Here is a 24,999-nt window from a genome sequence, read left to right as displayed (position 1 = left end):
GGGGAGAGTGCGGTGCGCCGCCCCCGCGCCGGGGCGGGGGCGGCACATCAGGGGATTGCGGGGCGCCGCGTCAGGGGAAGGCGGGGCGGCACATCAGGAGATCCCGAACTCCTTGCTGATGAAGTCGAACATCTCGTCGTCGGACGCGGACTCCAGCTCCTCCGCGACCTGCGCGTCCTCGTCGTCGTCCGCGCCACGGGTGCACCGGTCGAGCAGCACCCGCAGCCGCTCGGCGATCGTGGCCAGCTCGTCGTCGGACGGCGCGCTCTCGGCGAGCCCCAGCTCCAGCGTGTCGAGCTGGGACAGGAGCGCCGCCGACTCGCCGTCGCCCGGGGCCAGTTCGGCCTTGAGGTAGGCGGCGAGCGCCACGGGCGTGGGGTGGTCGAAGACGAGGGTGGTGGGCAGCGGCAGGCCGGTGGCCGTGCCGAGCGCGTTGCGCAGTTCGACGGCGGTGAGGGAGTCGAAGCCGAGCTCCCGGAAGGCCCGGCCGGGTTCGACCCGCTCCGGCCCCGGGTAGCCGAGGACGTCCGCCGCGTGCGTGCGGACCAGGTCCTCCAGGAGGCGGTCCCGCTCGGGCCCGGAGAGCGCCGCGAGCTGCCGCGCCAGGTCGGGTTCCGTGCCGTCGGCCGCCCCGCCGTCCGTGCGGGCCGTGCGCTCCTGGAGGGCGCGGGCCTCGGGCAGGTCGGCGAAGAGCGGGTTGGGCGCGAGCGCCGGGCCGCCTGCCAGGTACTGCTCCCAGTCGACGTCGGCGATGACCGTGACGGCCGGGTCCTGGCCGAGGGCCCCGCCGAGCGCGGCGACCGCGAGCTCCGGCTCCATGGGCGGCACGGCGCCGCCCCGTGCCCGGTCGGCGGCCATGCCGCCGCCGCCCCACGCGCCCCAGGCGACGGAGGTCGCGGGGAGGCCGCGCGCCCTGCGGTGCTCGGCGAGCGCGTCGAGCGCGGCGTTGGCGGCGGCGTAACTCCCCTGTCCGGTGCCGCCGGAGAGCCCGGCGAAGGACGAGAAGAGCACGAACGCCGACAGGTCGAGGCCGGACGTCAGCTCGTCCAGGTGGCGGGCCGACTCCACCTTCGCCCGGAAGACGGTGGCGATCCGCTCCGCCGTCACTCCGTCGAGCACGCCGTCGTCCAGGACGCCCGCCGTGTGGAAGACGGCGGTCAGCGGGGCGGCGTCGGGAATCGCGTCGAGCAGGCCCGCCAGCGCGTCGCGGTCAGCCACGTCGCAGGCGGCGATCGTGACCTCGGCACCCAACTCCTCAAGTTCCGCCCGGAGTTCGGCGGCTCCCGGGGCGTCCGCGCCCCGGCGGCTGGTCAGGACGAGGTGCCGGGCGCCCTGTTCGGCGAGCCAGCGCGCGACGTGGCCGCCGATGGCACCCGTGCCACCGGTCACCAGGACGGTGCCGTCCGGCGTCCACTGCCCCGCCGTGGCGGTGTCGAGCGGCGCCCGCTCCAGGCGGCGCGCGAACACCCCGGAGCCGCGCACGGCCACCTGGTCCTCACCGGTCCAGGCGCCGCCGACGACACCGGCGAGCCCGGCGGTGGCCCGCGCGTCGGCCGTCTCCGGCAGGTCGACCAGGCCGCCCCACAGCCGCGGGTACTCCACGGCCACCACGCGGCCCAGGCCCCACAGGGCCGCCTGCGCGTGCCGGGGCGCGGGGTCCGCGCCGCCGACGGTCAGCGCGGACCGGCTGGCGAGCCAGAGCGGGGCGCCCAGGTCCGCGGCGTGCAGGGCCCGCACCAGGGTCACGGTCGCCGCGAGCCCGCGGCTGACTCCGCCGCGCACGGCGTGCGGCTCCTCGTCCGCGGCCAGCAGCGAGAGCACGCCGGACAGCGCGCCGTCGCCGGCCGCCGCCTCCTTGCGCAGCCGCTCCGCGAGTTCGTCGCGGCCGGCCCCTTCGGCGTCCGGTACGACCACCGTGCGCACCTCGGCGCCGAGTCCGCCGAGCGCGTTCCCGACCGAGGCCGCCCAGTCGGCGACGTCCGCGCCGCCGTCCGGCACGACGAGCAGCCACGTGCCGTCGAGCCGCGCGGCGGGCGCGTGGCCCAGCGGCTTCCAGGCCACGCGGTAGCGCAGGGCGTCCAGTGTCGACGCCGTACGCCGCTGCCGCCGCCACGACGACAGGACCGGAAGCACCTCCCCCAGTGCACCGCCGTCGGCACCGCCGCCCAGCTCGGCGCTCAGCGACTCCAGGTCCTCGGCCTCCACGGCCTCCCAGAACCGGGCCTCCACCTCGTCGGCGGCGACCCCGCCGGTACGGGTGGCGGCGGGGCCCGACGTCAGCCAGTAGCGGTCGTGCTGGAAGGCGTAGGTCGGCAGCTCGACGCGGCGCCGCGTCTCGACCGGGGCGTACAGCGGCGCCCAGTCGACCTCGACTCCGCGTACGTGCAGCTGCGCCAGGGCGGCGAGGAACGCGTCGGTCTCGGGGCGGTCCTTCCGCAACGCGCCGACCAGGCCCGTCTGCGCGGCCGGGTCCGTGAGCGTGTCGTGCGCCATCGCGGTGAGGACCGCGTCGGGGCCCAGTTCAAGGAGGGTCGAGACGCCCTGCCCCTGGAGAGCCTTCAGCCCGTCGTGGAAGCGGACGGCTTCGCGGATGTGGCGGACCCAGTACTCGGGGTCCTTCAGCTCAGCGGGCTCCGCCAGTTCACCGGTGAGGTTGGAGACGACGGGGAGAGTCGGCTCCTGGTACGTCAGCTTGGCCGCGACCTTGCGGAAGTCGTCGAGCGCCGGGTCCATGAGGGGCGAGTGGAAGGCGTGCGAGACCTTCAGCCACTTCACCTTCCGGCCCTGGTCGCGCAGGGCCTCTTCCAGGGCTTCGAGCACCGCGCGATCACCGGAAAGCACCAGCTGCGCGGGGCCGTTCACGGCCGCCACACCCACACGGTCCGACAGAAGCGGCAGCACGTCCGCTTCTGTGGCCTGCACGGCCAGCATGGCACCGCCCTCGGGCAGGGCCTGCATCAACCGGCCACGCGCAGTGACCAGTTGGGCGGCGTCTTCGAGGGACCACAGCCCGGCCACGTACGCGGCCGCCAGCTCACCAATGGAGTGACCGCCCACGATCTCCGGACGTACGCCGAAGGACTCCGCGAGGCGATACAGCGCGACCTCAACGGCGAACAGCGCGGGCTGGGCGTAACCCGTCTGCTCCAACAGGTCCGCGTCCGCACCGAACATCACACTCTGGAGCGAACGTTCTATCCACGGATCAACATGAGCGCACACCTCGTCCAGCGCGTCCGCGAACACCGGGAACGCCTCGTACAACTCACGGCCCATCCCGATCCGCTGGCTGCCCTGGCCGGTGAAGAGCACACCGAGGCGGCCCTCGACCACCGAGCCCGTGACGGCCCCGCGCCCGCCGGACGCCAGGGTTTCGAGGCCCGCCAGGAGTTCCTCCCTGCTCTGGCCCAGGACCACGGCCCGGTGCTCCAGCGGCGACCGGCCCGACAGGAGCGACCAGCCCAGGTCCACCGTGTCCAGGGCGCTGTCGTCCGTGATGTGGTCCCGGAGGCGCTCGGCCTGCGCCCGCAGGGCCTCCTCGCTGCGACCGGACACCAGCCACGGCACAGCCGTCACCGGCGCGACCGGCTCCACGACCTCCGCCGACTCCTCGACGGGCGCCTGCTCCACGATCACGTGGGCGTTGGTGCCGCTCACACCGAAGGACGACACACCCGCGCGACGCGGCACGTCCGCACGCCCGGCCCACTCCCGGGCCTCCGTGAGGAGTTCGACGGCACCCGCCGACCAGTCCACGTGCGTGCTCGGGCGGTCCACGTGCAGCGTCTGCGGCAGGACGCCCTCCCGCATGGCGAGGACCATCTTGATGACACCGGCGACGCCCGAAGCGGCCTGGGTGTGGCCGATGTTGGACTTGATGGAGCCCAGCCACAGCGGCCGCTCGGCCGGGCGCTCCTGGCCGTAGGTGGCAAGCAGCGCCTGCGCCTCGATCGGGTCACCGAGGGTGGTGCCCGTGCCGTGCGCCTCGACCGCGTCCACGTCACCGGCGGTCAGCCCGGCGTTGGCCAGGGCCGCACGGATCACCCGCTGCTGCGAGGGTCCGTTCGGGGCGGTCAGACCGTTGCTCGCACCGTCCTGGTTCACTGCGGAACCCTTGACCACCGCGAGGACCTCGTGGCCGTTGCGCCGCGCGTCCGACAGGCGCTCCAGGAGCAGCAGGCCCACGCCCTCGCCCCAGCCGGTGCCGTCCGCCGCCTCCGCGAACGGCTTGCAGCGGCCGTCGGCGGCCAGGCCCTGCTGCTTGCTGAACTCGTCGAAGGCGGTGGGCGTCGACATCACGGTGACGCCGCCCGCCAGGGCCATGTCGCACTCGCCCTGCCGCAGGGCCTGCGCGGCCAGATGCAGGGCCACGAGCGAGGACGAGCACGCCGTGTCGACCGTCACCGCCGGGCCTTCGAGCCCGAACGCGTACGACAGGCGGCCCGAGACCACCGCTCCGGCGCTGCCGGTGAGCAGGTAGCCCTCGACGCCCTCGGGCAGGTCCTGGACGCCCTCGCCGTAGCCCTGGTAGCCGGAGCCGATGAAGACGCCGGTCTGGTGGCCGCGCACGGAGGCGGGGGCGATGCCCGCGCGCTCGAACAGCTCCCACGAGGCCTCCAGGAGGAGGCGCTGCTGGGGATCGATGGAGAGGGCCTCGCGCGGCGAGATGCCGAAGAACGCGGCGTCGAACTCGGCGGCGTCGTAGAGGAATCCGCCCTCCGCGCGGTACGCCGCCGCGCCGGTGGTCTCCCAGCCGCGGTCGGCGGGGAACACCGAGATCGCGTCCGTGCCCTCGGACACGAGCCGCCACAGGGCGTCCGGGCTGGTGGCGCCGCCCGGGTAGCGGCAGCTCATCGACACGATGGCGATCGGGTCGTCGGCGGGGGCGGGCGCGACGGCCCGCGTCCCGGTGGTGCCCGGCGCGTCGCCGAGCGCCTCGCGGCGCAGCTGGGCGGCGAGCAGCCGGGCGTTGGGGTAGTCGAAGACGAGGGTCGTGGGCAGCTTGAGGCCGGTCGCGGCGGTGAGCCGGTTGCGGACCTCGACGGCCGTCAGGGAGTCGAAGCCCAGCTCGCGGAAGGCGCGGTCGGGCTCGACGGCCTCCGCGCCCGCGTAGCCGAGCACGGCCGCGGCGTGCGCCCGTACCAGGTCGAGGGCCACCCGCTCCCGCTCCGGCACCGGCAGGGCGGCGAGCCGCTCGGCCCACTCGGAGCCCGCGACCGCGTGCGTCCCGGCGGGCGCGGCGGCCGTCTCCGGCCCTTCGAGGGCGCGCCGCACCTCGGGCAGTTCGGCGAGGAACGGGCTGGGCCGCACGGACGTGAAGGCGGGCGCGAACCGCTCCCAGTCCACGTCCGCGACGGCCACGAACGTCTCGTCGTACGCCACCGCCTGGGCGAGCGCGGCGACCGCGAGCCCCGGCTCCATGGCCGTGACGCCGACGCGCCGCAGCGCTTCCTCGGCCTCGGCACCGGCCATGCCGCTGCCGCCGCCCCACAGGCCCCACGCCACGGAGGTGGCGGTCAGACCGCGGGCGCGGCGCCACTCGGCGAGGGCGTCGAGGTGGGCGTTGGCGGCCGCGTAGGCGCCCTGGCTGCCGCTGCCCCACACCCCGGCGTTGGAGGAGAACAGCACGAACGCGTCGAGCGAACCGGTGTCGAGGAGCTCGTCGAGGTGCGCGGCGCCCGCGACCTTCGCCTCCAGGACGGCGGCGACGTCCGCCGTGGTCATCGTGTGCAGCGGCTGCTCCTGACCGGCGCCCGCCGCGTGGAAGACGGAGCGCAGGGTGCGCCCGTCCGCCGCCAGCTCGTCGAGGAGCCCCGCGACCGCGTCCCAGTCGGCCACGTCGCAGGCCGCGACGGTGACGTCGGCGCCCAGCTCCTCCAGCTCGGCCTTCAGTTCGGGCGCGCCCGGCGCCTGGAGGCCGCGGCGGCTCGTCAGGACGAGGTGCTCGACGCCCTCGCGGGCCAGCCAGCGCGCCACGTGCCCGCCGATCGCGCCGGTGCCGCCGGTGATCAGGGCGGTGCCGCGCGGCGACCACTGGGGCTCCGCGCCCCGGTCCTCGGGCAGCGGGGCGTGCGCGAAGCGGCGCACGAAGACGCCCGTGTTCCGCACCGCGAGCTGGTCCTCGCCGCCGGGCCCCGTGAGGGCGGCGGCGAAGCGCGCGCCCGTACGGGTGTCGTACGACGGCGGCAGGTCGACCAGACCGCCCCAGCGGTCCGGGTGTTCCAGGGCCACGACCCGGCCGAGACCCCACAGCTGCGCCTGGTCGGGGCTGACGGCCCGGTCGCCGCGGCCGGTGGCGACGGCGCCGTGCGACACCGTCCAGAGGCGCGCGCCGATCCCGGCGTCACCGAGGGCCTGCACCAGCGCGACGGTCCCCGCGAGCCCGGCGAACACGGCCTCGTGCCCGTCGACGACGGTCTCGTCGAGACCGAGGAGCGAGACCACACCGGCGAGGTCCCCACCGGCGAGGTCCCCACCGGGGAGGTCCCCACCGGGGAGGTCCCCGCCAGGGAGGTCCCCACCGGGGAGGTCACGCAGCCGCTCGGCCAGCGCCTCACGCGTCACCTGGTCGGAGGTGAGCCACAGTTCGGCCACCTCCGCACCGGCCCGCGTCAGGGCCGCGACGGAGCCCGCGGCCCACGGGTGGTTCGCGGCGTTCTCGGGCAGCACCACCAGCCACCGGCCGGTGAGCCCGGACGCAGGCAGGGCGCTGTTCGCCAGCGGCTTCCAGGTCACGCGGTAGCGCAAGGCGTCCAGGGCCGACCGCTCGCGGCGCTGCCGCCGCCACGACGACAGGGCGGGCAGAACGGAGCCGAGCCCCGCGGCCGAGTCCTCCGCGATCTCCAGCTCGGCCGTCAGCTCCGCCAGGTCCTCGCGCTCCACGGCCTCCCAGAAGCGCGCCTCGACCTCGTCCACGGCGAGTACGGGCGCCGCGCCGGGCGCCTCGTCCTCGGTCAGCCAGTAGTGCTGGCGCTGGAAGGCGTACGTGGGCAGGTCGACGACGGTCCCGGCGCCCGGGTAGAACGCCTTCCAGTCCAGCTCGGCACCGCGCGCGTGCGCCTCGGCGACCGAGGCGAGCAGCCGTACCGCCCCGCCTTCGTCGCGCCGCAGCGACCCGAGAGCGACGGCCGCCCCTTCGCGCCCGGCGGCCTCGATGGTGGCCTGCACGGGGACCGTGAGCACCGGGTGGGGGCTCATCTCCAGGAACAGGCCGTGGCCCTCGGCCAGGAGACCGCGCGTGGCGTGCTCGAACAGGACCGTCTGACGCAGGTTCCGGTACCAATAGCCCGCGTCCATCGGCGTCGCGTCCAGCCACGAACCGGTCAGCGTCGAGAACACCGGAACCTCAGCGGCCTGCGGACTCACACCCTCAAGCGCCTCCAGGATCTGCACCTCGATCTCCTCGACGTACGAGGAGTGCGACGCGTAGTCCACCGGAATCGTACGGGCACGCACATCGCGGGCCACGCACTGCGCGACCAGCTCCTCCAACGCCTCCGGCTCACCCGAGACGACCACCTGAGCCGGGCCGTTGACAGCCGCGACCTCGATCCGGCCCTCCCAACCCGCGATCACCTCACGGACCTCGGCCTCGGGCAGCGGCACGGACACCATGCCGCCCTTACCCGACAGCTCACGAATCGCCAAGCTCCGCAGCGCCACCACACGAGCCGCATCCCGCAGGGACAGCGCACCCGCGACGCACGCGGCCGCGATCTCACCCTGACTGTGACCGACGACAGCGGCAGGCTTCACTCCGGCCGCCTGCCACACAGCAGCCAACGACACCATCACCGCGAACAACACCGGCTGAACCACATCCACCCGGTCGAACCGGTCGCCGCCCAGCTCCTCCAGCAGATCCCACTCCACGAACTCACCGAGCGCGTCCGCGCACTCCCGCATCCGCTCCGCGAACACCGGCGACTCATCAAGCAGTTCGCGCGCCATCCCGGCCCACTGCGAACCCTGACCCGGGAACACGAACACCGCACGACCCGCGCCACTCACCGCGCGGCCCGTGACCACACCACCCGCCGTGGCATCGCCCTCGGCGAGCCGCTCAAGGGCGGTGAGGAGTTCCTCGCGGTCGCGGCCGAGGACGACGCCCCGGTGCTCGAACCGGGAGCGGGTCATCGTCAGGGACCAGCCGAGGTCCGTCAGGCCGATCTTCTCGGTGTCGTCATGGTCCGCTTCGGCGAGCAAGCGCTCCCGGAGCCGGTCCGCTTGTGCGCGCAGCGCGTTCTCGCTCTTCGCCGACAGGGCCAGCGGGACGAGGCCGGGGACCACCGACGGTGCGGTGGCCGGTGCGGGCCCGTCGCCGGCGTCGGCGGGAAGTGCTTCCTCCACCGGTGCCTGCTCCACGATCACGTGCGCGTTGGTGCCGCTCATGCCGAAGGAGGAGACGCCCGCGCGCCGCGGCCGTCCCGTCTCCGGCGCGGTCCACTCGCGCTCCTCGGTCAACAGCTCGACGGCCCCTTCGGACCAGTCGACCTCGGTCGTCGGCGTCTCGGCGTGCAGCGTCTTCGGCAGGACGCCGTGCCGCATCGCCATGACCATCTTGATGACGCCCGCGACGCCCGCGGCCGCCTGGGCGTGCCCGATGTTGGACTTGACGGAGCCGAGCCACAGGGGCTCCCGGTCGCCGGGCCGGTCCTTTCCGTACGTGGCCATGAGGGCCTGGGCCTCGATGGGGTCGCCCAGCGACGTGCCCGTGCCGTGCGCCTCGACCGCGTCCACGTCGGCCGCGCCGAGCCGGGCGTTGGTGAGGGCGGCGCGGATCACGCGCTGCTGGGAGGGACCGTTGGGGGCGGTGAGGCCGTTGCTGGCGCCGTCCTGGTTGATGGCGGAGCCCCGGACGACCGCGAGGACCTTGTGGCCGTTGCGGCGGGCGTCGGACAGGCGCTCCAGGACGAGCATGCCGATGCCCTCGCCGACGCCGAAGCCGTCGGCGCCCTCGGCGAACGGCTTGCAGCGGCCGTCCGCGGCCAGGCCGCGCTGGCGGCTGAACGCGACGAGGGTGTCGGGCGTCGACATGACCGTGGCGCCGCCCGCGAGGGCCAGGGAGCACTCGCCCTGGCGCAGCGCCTGCGCCGCCAGGTGCAGGGCCACGAGCGACGACGAGCAGGCCGTGTCGACGGTGACCGCCGGGCCCTCCAGGCCGAAGGAGTAGGCGAGGCGACCGGAGATGACGCTCGTGGAGTTGCCGGTCATCAGGTGGCCTTCGAGGCCGTCGGGGACCTCCCGCAGGCTTTCGCCGTAGCCCTGCGACGAGGCGCCGACGAAGACGCCGCCCGCGCTGCCGCGCAGGGTGGCCGGGTCGATCCCGGCGCGCTCGAAGGCCTCCCACGCGGTCTCCAGGAGGAGCCGCTGCTGCGGGTCCATGGCCAGGGCCTCGCGCGGGGATATCCCGAAGAACGAGGCGTCGAACTCGCCTGCCTCGTGCAGGAATCCGCCGCCGCGCGAGTACGTGGTGCCCTGGTGGTCGGGGTCGGGGTCGTACAGGTTGGCGGTGTCCCAGCCGCGGCCCTCGGGCAGGCCGGAGGTGGCGTCGGCGCCCGCGCCGACGAGCCGCCACAGGTCCTCGGGGTTCGCCACGCCGCCGGGGAAGCGGCAGCTCATGGCGACGATGGCGATGGGCTCGTCGGTGTGCCCCTGGGCGGGCGCGGGCAGCGCCGCGCCCGTCGTGGTGGTGGCCGAGGCCTCGCCGTCGGTCAGTTCGGAGGCGAGGTGGCGGGCGAGGGCCAGGGGGTTGGCGTAGTCGAAGACGAGGGTCGCGGGCAGCCGCAGGCCGCTCGTCTCCTTCAGGCGGTTGCGCAGCTCGACGGCCGTCAGGGAGTCGAAGCCCAGGTCGCGGAAGGCGCGCTCGGCGTCCACGTCGTCGCCGGAGGCGTAGCCGAGGACGGCGGCGGCCTGGCCGCGCACGTGGTCGAGGAGCGCGCGCTCGCGCTCGTCCGCCGCGAGGCCGCGCAGGCCGCGGACCAGGGCGGGCGTGTCGCCGTCCGCGCCGCCCCGGTCGGCGACGGCGCGCCGGGCGGGGCCGTGGACGAGGCCGCCGAGCAGCGGCGGCAGGTGCGGGCCGTGCGCGGTGCGCAGCGCGGCGGTGTCGAGGCGCACCGGCACGAGGGCGGCGGCGCGGAGCCCGAGCGCGGCGTCCAGCAGGCCGAGGCCCTGCTCGGTGGCGAGCGGGGCGATGCCGGAGCGGGTCATCCGGTCCAGGTCGTCGGCGGTGATCTGCCCTGCCATGCCGCCGCGTTCGGCCCACAGGCCCCAGGCGAGGGAGGTCGCGGGCACGCCCTGGCCGCGCAGGGCGTGCGCGTAGGCGTCGAGGAAGGTGTTGCCCGCCGCGTAGTTGCCCTGCCCCGCGCCGCCGAGGACACCGGCGACGGAGGAGAACAGGACGAACGCGTCGAGGTCGGCGGCCGCGGTGAGCGTCCGCAGGTTGACGGCGGCGTCGACCTTGGGCCGCAGGACGCGGTCCAGCTGCTCGGCGGTGAGCGAGGAGGTGATGCCGTCGTCGAAGACGCCCGCGGTGTGGACGACCGCGGTGAGCGGGTGCTCGTCGGGTACGCGGGCCAGGGCCGCCGCGAGGGCGTCCCGGTCCGCGGCGTCGCAGGCGACGATGTCGATGCCGACACCCGACTCGGCCATGTACGCGGCGAGTTCGGCGGCTCCGGGGGCTTCGGGGCCGCGGCGCCCGAGGAACAGCAGGTGCCGTACGCCGTGCACGGTGGCGAGGTGCCGGGCGACGAGGCCGCCGAGACCGCCGGGGGCGCCGGTCACCAGGGCGGTGCCGGACGCGTTCAGGGCGGCGGGGTCCTCGGCGGGTTCGCCGAGGTCGCGGGTGAGCCGGGGGACGAGCACGGCACCGGCGCGCACGGCGCACTCCGGCTCGCCGTGCGCGTACGCGGCGGGCAGCGCCCGCAGCGACTCGGGCGCGTCGTCCACGTCGGCGAGGACGAACCTGCCGGGCTCCTCGGACTGCGCGGAGCGCAGCAGCCCGAGCACGGCGGTGTGGGCGAGGCCGGGCACCGGCTCGTCGGGGGTGACGGCGGCGGCGCCGCGCGTCAGGACGACCAGGCGCGCGTCGGCGAGGTGGGCGTCGGCGAGCCACGCCTGGACGAGGGCGAGCGCCGCACCGGTGGTGGCGTGCACGGCGGCCGCGATGCCGTCGGCGGCCGCGGGGGAACCCGGGGCCGCGGTGTGATCGGTAGCCGTGGGGGTGCCCGGGGCCACGGTGTCGTCGGTGGCCGCCGTCAGGTCCGGGGCCGCGACCACGACGCCGGGCGCGGGCGCGGTGCCGTCGGCGACCGCCGCGGCCAGGTCGGCGAGGGCCGGGTACGCGGTGACGTCGACGCCGTCCTCGCTGAGGGCGCAGGCCACCCGCTCGGCGCCCGCGCCGAAGACGGCCCACGACTCGGCCGTGACCGCACCGCCGGTCTGCGCGGCCACCCAGTTGACGCGGTACAGGTGCGGTACGCGGGTGCGCTGCGCGGCGAGGCTCCGGCCCGCGTCGACGGCGCGGGACACCAGCGCCCCGATTCGCGCGACGGGCGCGCCGGACTCGTCGGCCAGCAGCACGGAGACGGTGTCGCCGTCGCTTCCGGAGCGGGTCAGGCGTACCCGCAGGGACTTCGCCCCGGTCGCGTACAGGGAGACGTCGCTCCAGGAGAACGGCAGCCGGGGCGCGCCGCTTTCGTCGCCGCGCGAGCCGTCCGAGCCGTCCAGCCCGTCCGAGTCGCGCGAGCCGTCCTGTGCGAGGTGCGCCGCCTGGAGCGCCGCGTCGAGGAGGACGGGGTGCAGGCCGAAGCGGCCCGCCTCGTCACGCCGGTCCTCGGGGACGCTCACCTCGGCGAACACCTCGTCGCCGCGCCGCCAGGCGCCGCGCAGCCCCTGGAAGGCCGGGCCGTACTGGACGTCCGCCGCCGCGAACTCCTCGTAGAGGCCGTCGACGCCGACGGCCTCCGCGCCGTGCGGCGGCCACTGGGCCAGTTCGGATGCGCCGGGTGCGGTGTCCGCCGTGCTCACGGCCAGTACGCCGGTGGCGTGCCGGGCCCACGGCTCGGCCTCCGCGCCGCCCGCGTCGGGCCCGGCCTCGGGGCGTGAGTGGAAGGCCAGCGACCGCCGCCCGGAGGCGTCGGCGGAGCCCACGGTCAGCTGGAGCTGTACGCCGCCCGTTCCGGGGACGACGAGCGGTGTCTCCATGGTGAGTTCTTCGACCAGGTCGCAGCCGACCTGGTCACCCGCGCGCGTCGCCAGCTCCACGAACGCCGTCGCGGGCAGCAGCACGGCTCCCGCCACGGCGTGGTCGGCCAGCCAGGGGTGCGTGCGCAGCGAGAGCCGCCCGGTGAGGAGATGCCCGTCGCCGTCGGCCAGCGGCACCGCCGCGCCCAGCAGCGGGTGCCCCGCGTCATCGAGCCCGGCCGCGGTGACGTCACCGGCATCGGAGTCGGCGCGCAGCCAGTAGTGCTGCCGCTGGAAGGGGTAGGTGGGCAGGTCGACGGTCGTACGCGTGCCGGGGAAGAGGGCCTTCCAGTCCAGCTCGGCGCCGTGGACGTGGGCTTCGGCGAGGGAGGCGGCGAGGCGGTCGGCGCCCCCGTCGTCACGTCGGAGGGAGCCCAGGGTCGCGGCCTGGCTGTCGGTGGCGTCGATGGTGGCCTGCACCGGGACGGTCAGGACCGGGTGGGGGCTCATCTCCAGGAACAGACCGTGGCCCTCGGCCAGAAGGCCTCGGGTGGCGTGCTCGAACAGGACCGTCTGACGCAGGTTGCGGTACCAGTAGCCCGCGTCCATCGGCGTCGCGTCCAGCCACGAACCGGTCAGCGTCGAGTACACCGGGACGTCGGCGGCCTGCGGGCTCACACCCTCAAGGGCCTCCAGGATCTGGGCCTCGATCTCCTCCACGTACGAGGAGTGCGAGGCGTAGTCCACCGGGATCGTACGAGCGCGGATGTCCTGACCCGTGCAGTGAGCGACCAGCTCTTCCAGGGCCTCCGGCTCACCGGAGACGACGACCTGAGCCGGGCCGTTGACGGCCGCGACCTCGATCCGGCCCTCCCAACCCGCGATCAGCTCACGAACGTCCTGCTCGGGCAGCGGCACCGACACCATGCCGCCCTTGCCCGACAGCTCACGAATCGCCAGGCTCCGCAGGGCAACCACACGAGCGGCGTCCCGCAGGGACAGCGCGCCCGCGACGCACGCGGCCGCGATCTCGCCCTGGCTGTGGCCCACCACGGCGGCGGGCTTCACCCCGGCCGCCTGCCAGACAGCAGCCAGCGACACCATCACCGCGAACAACACGGGCTGAACGACATCCACCCGGTCGAACCGGTCGCCGCTCAACTCCTCCAGGAGATCCCAGTCCACGAACTCCGCGAGCGCGTCCGCGCACTCCCGCATCCGCTCCGCGAACACCGGCGACTCATCAAGCAGTTCGCGGGCCATCCCGGCCCACTGCGAACCCTGACCCGGGAACACGAACACCGGACGGACCATGCCGCCGAGGGCGCGGCCCGTGAGGGCGTCGCCGTCGGCAAGGCGCTCAAGCCCGGCCAGGAGGTCGTCCCGGTCACGCCCGAGGACGACGCCCCGCTGCTCGAACCGCGAACGGGCCGTGGCGAGCGTCCAGGCCAGGTCGTCCGCGTCCACCTCGGTGTTCGCCAGCAGGTGCGCGTGCAGGCGGGCGGCCTGGGCGCGCAGGGCGTCGGACGTCTTCGCGGAGAGGGCGAGGGGCACCACGCCCGGGACGACGGGCGTCGCGGAGGCCTCCTCGGCCGCCGGCTCCTCGACCGGCGGCGCCTGCTCCACGATGACGTGGGCGTTGGTGCCGCTCATGCCGAAGGAGGAGACGCCCGCGCGGCGCGGCCCGCCGCCGTCCCGCTCGGCCCACGCGCGGGCATCGGTCAGGAGCTCGACGCTCCCGGCCGACCAGTCGACTTCGGAGGTCGGGGCGTCCACGTGCAGCGTCTTGGGCAGGACGCCGTGGCGCAGCGCCATGACCGTCTTGATGACGCCCGCGACACCGGCGGCGGCCTGCGTGTGGCCGATGTTGGACTTCAGGGAGCCCAGCCACAGCGGGCGTTCGGCCGAGTGCTCCTTGCCGTACGTGGCGAGCAGCGCCTGCGCCTCGATGGGGTCGCCCAGCGTGGTGCCCGTGCCGTGGGCCTCCACTACGTCCACGTCGGCGGCGGTCACGCCCGCGTTGGCGAGGGCCGCGCGGATGACGCGGCGCTGGGACGGGCCGTTGGGGGCGGTCAGACCGTTGCTCGCGCCGTCCTGGTTGACGGCGGAGCCGCGGACGACCGCGAGGACCTTGTGGCCGTTGCGGCGCGCGTCGGACAGGCGCTCGACGAGGAGCATGCCGACGCCCTCGCCCCAGCCCGTGCCGTCCGCGCCCTCGGCGAACGCCTTGCAGCGGCCGTCCACCGCGAGGCCGCGCTGACGGCTGAACTCCACGAACGTCTCGGGGGACGACATGACGGTCACGCCGCCCGCCAGGGCCATGGTGCACTCGCCCTGGCGCAGGGCCTGCGCGGCCAGGTGCAGGGCCACGAGCGAGGACGAGCAGGCCGTGTCGACCGTGACCGCCGGGCCCTGGAGGCCGAGGACGTAGGAGAGGCGACCGGACATGACGCTGGTGGTGTTGCCGGTCAGCAGGTGGCCCTCGACGCCTTCGGGGGCCTGCCGGACGCCTTCGCCGTAGCCCTGGTAGCCGGAGCCGACGAAGACCCCGGCGCGGGTGCCGCGCAGGGTCGCCGGGTCGATCCCGGCGCGCTCGAAGGCCTCCCACGCCGTCTCCAGGAGCAGCCGCTGCTGCGGGTCCATGGCCAGGGCCTCGCGCGGCGAGATGCCGAAGAACGCGGCGTCGAACTCCCCCGCGTCGCGCAGGAAGCCGCCCTGGCGGGCGTAGAAGGTGCCGCGCTTGTCGGGGTCGGGGTCGTAGAGCGCGTCGACGTCCCAGCCCCGGTCGTCGGGCAGGTCGCCGATGGCGTCGGCGCCGTCGGCGACGAGCCGCCACAGGTCCTCGGGGCTCGCCACGCCGCCGGGGAAGCGGCAGCTCATGCCGACGATCGCGATCGGCTCCCGGGAAGCCGCCGTCAGCTGCTGGTTCTGCCGTCGCAGCCGCTCGGTCTCCTTCAGAGACGCGCGCAGCGCATCGACGACCGTGTCCGAAGGCCTCGTCATGTCCGGCTCCACATTTCGTGCTGCGTCAGGAATCGCTGCGTCAGGAATCACTGTTGTCCAAGGCCATCTGGATCAGGTTGGCCACGTCCATGGCGTCGATCGAGGCGTCCGCGTCGTCGTCATCGGGCGCGGCGGTGGCCGGGGCCGCCGCCGGGTCCGGTGCGGCGAGCCGCAGCAACGCGTCGAGCAGGCCCGCCTCGCGGATGCGGGCGACCGGGACGGCCGCCAGGGCCCTGCGGACTTCGGCGTCCGCGGGGTGGTCCGCCGCGCCGTCGGCGGCGTGGACGGCGTAGGCGTCGTCCGCGTCGCCGGGTGCGGCGTCCGGCAGGAGTTCGGCGAGGAGTTCGCGGGCGAGCTCCCCGGGGGTCGGGTGGTCGAAGACGAGCGTGCTGGGCAGGCTCAGTCCGGTCGCGGTGTTCAGCCGGGTGCGCAGTTCGACGGCGGTCAGCGAGTCGAAGCCGAACTCCTTGAACGCGCGGTCCTCGCGCACCGCTGCCGTGCCGGTGTGTCCGAGGACGGCGGCGACCTCGGTGCGCACCAGCTCCAGGACGATCCGCTCGCGGTCGGCGGGCGGCGCGGCGGCGAGCCGGTCGCGCAGCGCGGTCGCGGCGTCGCCCTCGGCGGCCCCGCCACCGGTGGCGTCCGGCGCGGCGGTGAGCGCGCGGCGCACCTCCGGCAGGTCGTCGAGCAGCGGGCTCGGGCGGCGCACGGTGAAGGCCGGGGCGAACCGCTCCCAGTCGACGTCGGCGACGGTCACCTGCGGCCCCGGCCCGTCGAGCGCGCGCCGCAGGGCGGCGACGGCCACGTCGGGCCGCATGACGGGCAGGCCCCGCTTGCGCAGGTGCGCGGCCGCCTCGTCGTCCCCGGCCATGCCGGAGCCCGCCCACGGGCCCCAGGCGATCGACGTCACGGGCCGCCCGCGGGCCGCGCGCCGCTCGGCGAGTCCGTCGAGGAAGGCGTTGGCGGCGGCGTAGGCGGCCTGGCCGCCGCTGCCCCACACTCCGGCGATGGACGAGAAGAGCACGAAGGCGTCCAGCGGCGTGTCGCCGAGCAGGTCGTCCAGGTGTGCCGCGCCCGCGGTCTTGGCCGTCACGATGGCGGCGAAGTCCCGGGGCCCGGTCTCGGCGATCATCAGGTCCTGTCCCACGCCCGCCGCGTGTACGACGGCGCTCAGCGGCGCGTCCGCGGGGATCGCGTCGAGGAGCCGGGCGACCGCGTCCCGGTCGGCCACGTCACAGGCGGCGACGGTGACCTCGGCCCCCAACTCCTCCAGTTCGGCGCGGAGTTCGGCGGCGCCGGGCGCGTCGGGGCCGCGTCGGCTCGTCAGGACGAGGCGGGCGGCGCCGTGGCCCGCGAGCCACCGGGCCACGTGCGCGCCGAGGGCGCCGGTGCCGCCGGTGACGAGCACGGTGCCGCGCGGCTGCCAGCCCGCGCCGCCCGCGGGGCCGCCGGGGGCCCGCGTGAGGCGGCGTACGAGGACGCCGGACGGGCGGAGAGCGAGCTGGTCCTCGGTGAAGTCCCCGGCGCCCGCCCGGGAGAGGAGCGCGGCGAGGCGGGCCCGCACGGAACCCGGTCCGTCGACGGCCTGGTTGGCCTCGGTGGCCTCGGGCAGGTCGATGAGGCCGCCCCACACCTCCGGGTGCTCCAGGGCCACGACCCGGCCGAAGCCCCACACCTGCGACTGGGCCGCGGCGTGCAGCGGGTCGGCGGCTCCGACGGACACCGCGCCGGACGTCGCGACCCACAGCCGCCCGCCGGTCCCGGCGTCCACGACCGCCTGCGCGAGCGCGAGGGTCGCGGCCATGCCCCGGGTCAGAGCGGGGTCAGGGGTGTCGGTCTCCGGGTGGCGGTACGGTCGCTCGTCCAGGGCGAGGAGCGACAGCACGCCCTCGACGGCGGCCGGCCCGCCGGTCTCGCGCAGGATCCGCGTCAGCGCCGTACGGTCGGCCGCCTCGTCGCCGACGACGACGGCCCTGACCCGCGCGCCGGCCTCCGCGAGCGCCTCCTCGGCGGCCGCGCGCCAGGGGTGTCCGGCCGCGTCGGCCGGGACGAGGAGCGCCCACGTGCCGTGGAGGCCCGTTCCGGCGTCCGGCCCGGCCGCACCGGCGAGCGGCGTCCACGTGACGCCGTACCGCAGGGCGTCCACCTCGTGCCGCTCCTGCTGCCGCCGGTGCCAGGTGGCCAACGCCGGGAGCACCGACTTCAGCGGGGCCTCCTGGTCGAGGTCAAGCGCCCCGGCGAGCCCGTCCAGGTCCTCGCGCCGCACGACGTCCCAGAACTCGGCGTCCACGGCCCCGGCCTCCGCCTCCGGCACGCCGGATTCCGTCGGCCGCGGCCAGTACGTCCGGCGCTGGAAGGCGTACGTCGGCAGGCCGACGCGGCGCCGGGACTCGACGGGTGCGTACAGCAGCGTCCAGTCGACCTCGATGCCGCGTACGTGCAGCTGCGCGAGGGCGGCCAGGAAGGTGTCGGGTTCGGGGCGGTCCTTGCGGACGGCCGCGACCAGGCCCGCCTGCGCGGCGGGTTCGGTGAGCGTGTCATGGGCCATGGCCGTCAGAACGGCGTCCGGGCCCAGCTCCAGAAGGGTCGAGACACCCTGCCCCTGGAGAGCCTTCAAACCGTCGTGGAAGCGGACCGCCTCGCGGATGTGACGGACCCAGTACTCCGGGTCCTTCAGCTCGGCGGGCTCAGCCAGTTCACCGGTGAGGTTGGAGACGACCGGCAAGCTCGGCTCCCTGTACTCCAGGCTCTCCGCGACCTTGCGGAAGTCCGCGAGGGCGGGCTCCATCAGGGGCGAGTGGAAGGCGTGCGAGACCTTCAGCCACTTCACCTTCCGGCCCTGCTCACGCAGGGTCTGCTCCAGGCCTTCGAGGGCCACGCGCTCGCCGGAGAGCACCAGCTGAGCGGGGCCGTTCACGGCGGCCACACCCACACGGTCCGACAGAAGCGGCAGCACATCCGCTTCCGCAGCCTGCACCGCCAACATGGCGCCGCCCTCGGGCAGGGCCTGCATCAACCGTCCCCGTGCGGCGACCAGTTGAGCCGCGTCCTCGAGCGACCACAGTCCTGCCACGTACGCGGCGGCCAGCTCGCCGATCGAGTGACCGCCCACGATCTCCGGGCGTACGCCGAAGGACTCGGCCAGCCGGTACAGGGCGACTTCCATCGCGAACAGCGCGGGCTGCGCGTAGCCCGTCCGCTCAAGGAGGTCCGCGTCGGTACCGAACATCACGCTCTGGAGCGAACGTTCTATCCACGGGTCTATATGGGCGCACACCTCGTCCAGGGCGTCCGCGAAGACGACGAAGTCCTCGTACAGTTCGCGGCCCATGCCGGGGCGCTGGCTGCCCTGGCCGGTGAAGACGACGCCGAGGCGGCCGCCCGTCGCGGCACCGGACACCGCGCCCGGGCCGCCGGACGTGAGCGAGTCGAGGCCGGTCAGGAACTCGTCCCGCTCCCGGCCGAAGAGCACCGCCCGGTGCTCGTGCACGGCACGCCCCGACAGGAGCGACCAGCCCACGTCGACCGGGTCGAGCTCCTCGCGGTCGGCGACGTGCGCGCGCAGGCGCTCGGCCTGCGCCCGCAGGGCCTCCGGGCTCCGGGCCGACACGAGCCACGGCACGGCCGTGATCGGCGCGACCGGCTCCGCCGCCCCCGCGGACTCCTCGGGGTCCGGCAGCGGGGGCTGCTCGACGATCACGTGGGCGTTGGTGCCGCTGATGCCGAACGAGGACACGCCTCCCCGGCGCGGCTCCGCGTCCCGCTCGGGCCACGCGCGGGCCGCCGTGAGCAGTTCGACGGCGCCCGAAGCCCAGTCGACGTGCGTGCTCGGCCGGTCCACGTGCAGGGTCGGCGGCAGGACGCCCTCCCGCAGGGCCATCACCATCTTGATGACACCCGCGACACCCGCGGCGGCCTGGGTGTGGCCGATGTTGGACTTGATGGAGCCCAGCCACAGCGGCCGCTCGGCCGGGCGCTCCTGGCCGTACGTGGCGAGCAGGGCCTGCGCCTCGATCGGGTCGCCGAGGGCCGTGCCGGTGCCGTGGGCCTCGACGGCGTCCACGTCGCCCGGCTTGAGGCCCGCGTTCGCCAGGGCGGCGCGGATGACGCGCTGCTGGGCGGGGCCGTTGGGGGCGGTGAGGCCGTTGCTCGCGCCGTCCTGGTTCACTGCGGAACCGCTGACGACGGCGAGGACCTCGTGGCCGTTGCGGCGCGCGTCCGAGAGCCGCTCCAGGAGGAGCAGGCCCACGCCTTCGCCCCAGCCGGTGCCGTCCGCCGCGTCCGCGAACGCCTTGCAGCGGCCGTCGGCGGCCAGGCCGCGCTGACGGCTGAACTCGATGAAGGCGCTCGGCGTGGACATCACCGTGACGCCGCCCGCCAGGGCCAGGTCGCACTCGCCCTGGCGCAGGGCCTGCGCCGCCAGGTGCAGGGCGACGAGGGCCGAGGAGCAGGCCGTGTCGACGGTCATGGCGGGGCCTTCGAAGCCGAAGGCGTACGACAGGCGGCCGGAGACGACGCTCGCGGCGTTGCCGGTGCCGATGTAGCCCTCGGTGCCGTCGGGCGCGTCCTTGAGGAGGTCGAGGTAGTCCTGGCCGTTGGTGCCCGCGAAGACACCGGTACGGCTGCCGCGCAGGGCCGCCGAGTCGATGCCCGCCCGCTCGAACAGCTCCCAGGAGGTCTCCAGGAGGAGCCGCTGCTGCGGGTCCATGGCGAGGGCCTCGCGCGGCGAGATGCCGAAGAAGTCCGCGTCGAACTCGCCCGCGTCCGGCAGGAATCCGCCGTGCCGGGCGTAGGTGGAGCCGGGCGTGGCCGGGTCCGGGTCGTACAGGGACGCCGTGTCCCAGCCGCGGCCCGCCGGGAACTCGCCCAGTGCGTCGACGCCGTCGGCGACGAGCCGCCACAGGTCTTCGGGGCCGCGTACGCCGCCGGGGAAGCGGCAGCTCATCGACACGATGGCGATGGGCTCGTCGTCCGTACGGACGGTCGGCGCGGGCTCCGTGGCGGCGGCGGAGAGGTCGCCGCCGACGAGGAGGCCGGACAGGTAGTCGGCGACGGCGTGCGGCGAGGGGTGGTCGAAGACGAGGGTCGCCGGGAGCGTCAGACCGGTCGCGGCGCCCAGGCGGTTGCGGAACTCCACCGAGGTGAGCGAGTCGAACCCGAGCCCCTTGAACGCGCCGTCCGAGGGCACCGCGTCCACCCCGCCGTGCCCGAGCACCGTGGCGGCGTGGGTCCGTACGAGGTCGAGCAGCGCCCGCTCGGCGTCGGGGCGCGACAGGGCGGCCAGCTGGCGCTTCAGGTCCGGCTGTGCCGTCTCGGCGGGCCCGGCGGGGCGGGCCGCGCGCAGGGCGGCCACCTCCGGCAGGTCGTCGAAGAGCGTGCTGTGCCGGGCGGCCGTGAACCCGTCGAGGAACCGGTCCCACACCACGTCGGCCACGACGAGCGCGGCCTGTCCGCCCTGGGCGGTCGCCAGGCGCAGGGCCTCGGTGGCCCGCGCCGGGTCCATGACGGGCAGGCCCGCCTGGCGCATGCGCTCCTCGGAGCCGTCGTCGGCGGCCATGCCGCTGCCGGCCCACGGCCCCCAGGCGAGGGACACCGCGGGCAGCCCCGCCGCGCGGCGCCGCTCGGCGAGCGCGTCGAGGAAGGCGTTCGCGGCGGCGTAGTTGCCCTGGCCGGGCGCGCCCACCGTGCCGGTGAGGGACGCGAACAGGACGAAGGCCGTGAGGTGTTCGCTGTCACGCGTCAGCTCGTGCAGGTTCAGGGCCGCCTGGACCTTCGGCCGGAAGACCGTCGCGAACCGCTCCGCCGTCAGCCCATCCAGAACACCGTCATCAAGCACCCCCGCCGTATGGAACACACCGGTCAGCGGCACACTCTCCGGAATCTCCGCGAGAAGCCGCGCCAACGCCTCCCGATCAGCCACATCACAGGCCGCGATCGTGACCTCGACACCCAACCCCTCAAGCTCCGCACGCAGCTCGGCCGCACCGGGCGCGTCCGCACCCCGGCGGCTGGTCAGGACGAGGTGCCGGGCGCCCTGGGAGGCGAGCCAGCGCGCGACGTGACCGCCGATGGCACCCGTGCCACCGGTCACGAGAACGCTGCCCTCGGGCGTCCACTCCCCCGCCGCGACGGCGTCGAGCGGTGCCCGCTCCAGTCGGCGGGCGAACACCCCGGAGCCGCGCACGGCCACTTGGTCCTCGGCCGCCGGGGCCGCGAGGACCTGGGTGAGGCGGGCCACGGCACGCGTGTCCGCGGTCTCGGGAAGGTCGACGAGACCGCCCCAGCGCTCGGGGAGTTCGAGGGCCGCGACCCGGCCGAGGCCCCACACCGCCGCGGCGTCGGCGTCGGCCGTGCGGTCGGAGGCGCCCGTGGAGACCGCGCCCCGCGTCGCCACCCACAGCGGCGCGTCCACGCGCTCGTCGCCCAGGGCCTGGACGAGGGCGAGCGTCAGAAGGACTCCGGCCGGGACGTCCCCGTCCTTCGGCGCCTCGGCCGCCACGGGCGCGCAGGCCAGCAGGGACAGCACCCCGGCGACCGGCTCGCCCCGCCCTTCGCCCTCGCCGGGGTCGGTGAGGGCGTGGCTGAGCAGTTCCCGCAGCGTGGCGCGGTCGGCGTCCCGTGCGCCCACGCGCAGCACGCGGGCGCGGGCCCCGCCCTGTTCCAGGGCCTGTACGGCCCCGTCGACCCACGTCTCCTCGGGCGCTCCGGCACCGGCGACCACGAGCCAGGTGCCCGTCAGGCGGCCCGGTGCCGTCCTGCCGAGCGGCTTCCACGCGGTCCGGTAGCGCCAGCGGTCCAGCTCGGACCGCTCCTGCCGCTGCCGCCGCCACGCCGTGAGCGCGGGCAGCACGGACCGGAACGGCGTCTCCTCGTCGACCTCCAGCGCTCCCGTCAGCGCCCGCAGGTCCTCGGCCTCCACGGCCTCCCAGAAGCCCGCGTCCACGGGGTCGGCGGCTTCGACGGGGCCGTCCGTCAGAGGGTTGAGCCAGAGCGTCTGGTGCTGGAAGGCGTACGTCGGCAGCTCGACGCGGCGCCGGGACTCGACCGGGGCGTACGACGGGGTCCAGTCGACGGCGATGCCGCGTACGTGCAGCTGCGCGAGCGCGGCCAGGAACGTGTCCGACTCCGCGCGGTCCTTACGCAGGGCGGCGACCAGGCCCGCCTGCGCGGCCGGGTCCGTGACCGTGTCGTGGGCCATCGCGGTCAGGACGGAGTCCGGGCCGAGTTCAAGCAGTGTGGCGGCACCGAAGCCGGTGAGGGCGTCGAGGCCGTCGTGGAAGCGCACCGCTTCGCGGATGTGGCGGACCCAGTACTCCGGGTCCTTCAGCTCGGCGGGCTCCGCCAGTGCTCCGGTGAGGTTGGAGACGACCGGGAGCGTCGGGTCCTGGTACGTCAGCTTGGCCGCGACCTCACGGAAGTCCGCGAGGGCGGGCTCCATCAGCGGCGAGTGGAAGGCATGGCTGACCTTCAGCCACTTCACCTTCCGGCCCTGCTCACGCAGGGTCTGCTCCAGGCCTTCGAGGGCCGCCCGGTCACCGGAGAGCACCAGCTGCGCGGGACCGTTCACGGCGGCCACACCCACACGGTCCGACAGAAGCGGCAGCACATCCGCTTCCGCAGCCTGCACCGCCAGCATCGCACCGCCCTCGGGCAGGGCCTGCATCAAACGACCCCGCGCAGCGACCAGTTGGGCGGCGTCCTCCAGAGACCACAACCCGGCCACATACGCGGCCGCCAGCTCACCAATGGAGTGGCCGCCCACGATCTCCGGACGTACGCCGAAGGACTCCGCCAGACGGAAGAGCGCGACCTCAACGGCGAAGAGGGCGGGCTGCGCATAGCCGGTCTGCTCCAGCAGCTCGGCGTCCGCACCGAACATCACGCTCTGGAGCGAACGTTCTATCCACGGATCAACATGAGCACACACCTCGTCCAGCGCGTCCGCGAACACCGGGAACGCCTCGTACAACTCACGGCCCATCCCGATCCGCTGGCTGCCCTGACCGGTGAAGAGCACACCGAGGCGGCCCTCGACCACCGAGCCCGTGACGGCGGCCGGGCCGCCGGAGGCCAGCGACTCCAGGCCGGTCAGGAACTGCGACCGGTCCCGGCCGAACAGTACGGCCCGGTGTTCGTGCGCGGTGCGGCTCGACAGGAGGGACCAGCCGATGTCGACGTGGTCGAGTCCGCCGTGCGCGGTCACGTGTGCGTGCAGCCGCTCGGCCTGCGCCCGCAGGGCCTCCTCGCTGCGACCGGACACCAGCCACGGCACGGCCGTCACCGGAGCGACCGGCTCCACGGCCTCGGCGGGCTCCTCGACCGGTGCCTGCTCCACGATCACATGGGCGTTGGTGCCGCTGACGCCGAAGGACGAGACACCAGCCCGGCGCAGCCGGTCGGCCTCGGGCCAGGTCCGCTCGTCGGTGAGCAGTTCGACGGCTCCGGCTTCCCAGTCCACGAGGGAGTTCGGCCGGTCGACGTGCAGCGTGCGCGGAAGGGTCCCCTCACGCATCGCCATCACCATCTTGATGACGCCCGCGACACCGGCGGCGGCCTGGGTGTGGCCGATGTTGGACTTCACCGAACCCAGCCACAGGGGCTGGCCCTCCGGCCGGTCCTGGCCGTAGGTGGCGAGCAGGGCCTGCGCCTCGATCGGGTCGCCCAGGGTCGTACCGGTGCCGTGGGCCTCGACCGCGTCCACGTCGGCGGCCGTGAGACCGGCGTTGGCGAGGGCCGCGCGGATGACGCGCTGCTGCGCGGGCCCGTTGGGGGCGGTCAGGCCGCTGCTGGCGCCGTCCTGGTTGACGGCGGAGCCGCGTACGACGGCAAGGATCTTGTGGCCGTTGCGCTGGGCGTCGGAGAGGCGCTCCAGGAGGAGCAGGCCCACGCCCTCGCCCCAGCCGGTGCCGTCCGCCGCCTCCGCGAACGCCTTGCAGCGGCCGTCGGCGGCCAGGCCGCGCTGACGGCTGAACTCCACGAAGGTGTCCGGCGTCGACATGACGGTCACGCCGCCCGCGAGCGCGAGGGAGCACTCGCCCTGGCGCAGCGCCTGCGCCGCGAGGTGCAGGGCGACCAGCGAGGAGGAGCAGGCCGTGTCGATGGTGACGGCGGGGCCTTCGAGGCCGAAGGTGTAGGAGACGCGGCCGGACGCGATGCTGCCCGCGCTGCCGTTGCCGAGGTAGCCCTCGAACTCTTCGAGGCCCCGCGGGTTGCTGAGGATGCGGTTGCCGTAGTCGCCGTACATGACGCCGACGAAGACGCCGGTGCGGGAGCCGCGCACCGTCAGGGGGTCGACGCCCGCCCGCTCGAACGCCTCCCACGTCGCTTCGAGGAGGAGCCGCTGCTGCGGATCGATGGCGAGCGCCTCGCGCGGCGAGATGCCGAAGAACGCCGGGTCGAACTCGGCGGCCTCGTGCAGGAACCCGCCTTCGCGCGCATAGCTCTTGCCGGGGCGGCTGGGGTCGGGGTCGTGCAGGTCCGCGTCCCAGCCCCGGTCGTCGGGGAAGGGGGAGACCGCGTCCCCGCCCTCGGCGACGAGCTGCCACAGGTCTTCCGGGCCGGCTACGCCGCCGGGGTAGCGGCAGCTCATCGCCACGATGGCGATGGGCTCCCGGCTCACGGACTCGGCGTCCTGTAGACGCTGCCGGGTCTGGTGCAGATCCGCGGTAACTCGCTTGAGGTACTCGCGGAGTTTCTGCTCGTTCGCCATTTCGGTGCGACTCCTTCAACGCAGAGGGCCGAACCCATCACATCCGGGGGAGGGTAGGTCAACAACCCCTACCCTCCCCCTACGGACCCCTTTACGAATTGCCG

The 24,999-nt window shown here is 75.0% G+C and carries 2 protein-coding genes; both read right to left on the bottom strand.

What is annotated here, in order from left to right; all coding sequences use genetic code 11:
• Nucleotides 1-93 precede the first annotated feature (93 nt).
• Nucleotides 94-15,186 carry a type I polyketide synthase gene (locus tag C9F11_RS34300; RefSeq protein WP_138963063.1) on the bottom strand — a complete coding sequence of 5,031 codons (15,093 nt, stop codon included), beginning with the start codon at nucleotides 15,184-15,186 and terminating at the stop codon, nucleotides 94-96.
• Nucleotides 15,187-15,226: 40 nt separating this feature from the next.
• Nucleotides 15,227-24,895, bottom strand: a complete 9,669-nt coding sequence (locus C9F11_RS34295) for a type I polyketide synthase (RefSeq protein ID WP_138963061.1) — start codon at nucleotides 24,893-24,895, stop codon at nucleotides 15,227-15,229.
• Nucleotides 24,896-24,999 lie beyond the last annotated feature (104 nt).

The sequence above is a fragment of the Streptomyces sp. YIM 121038 genome (assembly GCF_006088715.1).
Classification (GTDB): Bacteria; Actinomycetota; Actinomycetes; order Streptomycetales; family Streptomycetaceae; genus Streptomyces.
The sequence above is the reverse complement of the archived record's forward strand: the minus strand, read 5'-3'. Positions and strand labels throughout refer to the sequence as shown.

What these genes read in the sequence shown, in the direction of transcription:
- C9F11_RS34300 (WP_138963063.1), bottom strand. Translation starts at nt 15,186, where the DNA reads ATGACGAGGCCTTCGGACACGGTCGTCGATGCGCTGCGCGCGTCTCTG.
- C9F11_RS34295 (WP_138963061.1), bottom strand. Translation starts at nt 24,895, where the DNA reads ATGGCGAACGAGCAGAAACTCCGCGAGTACCTCAAGCGAGTTACCGCG.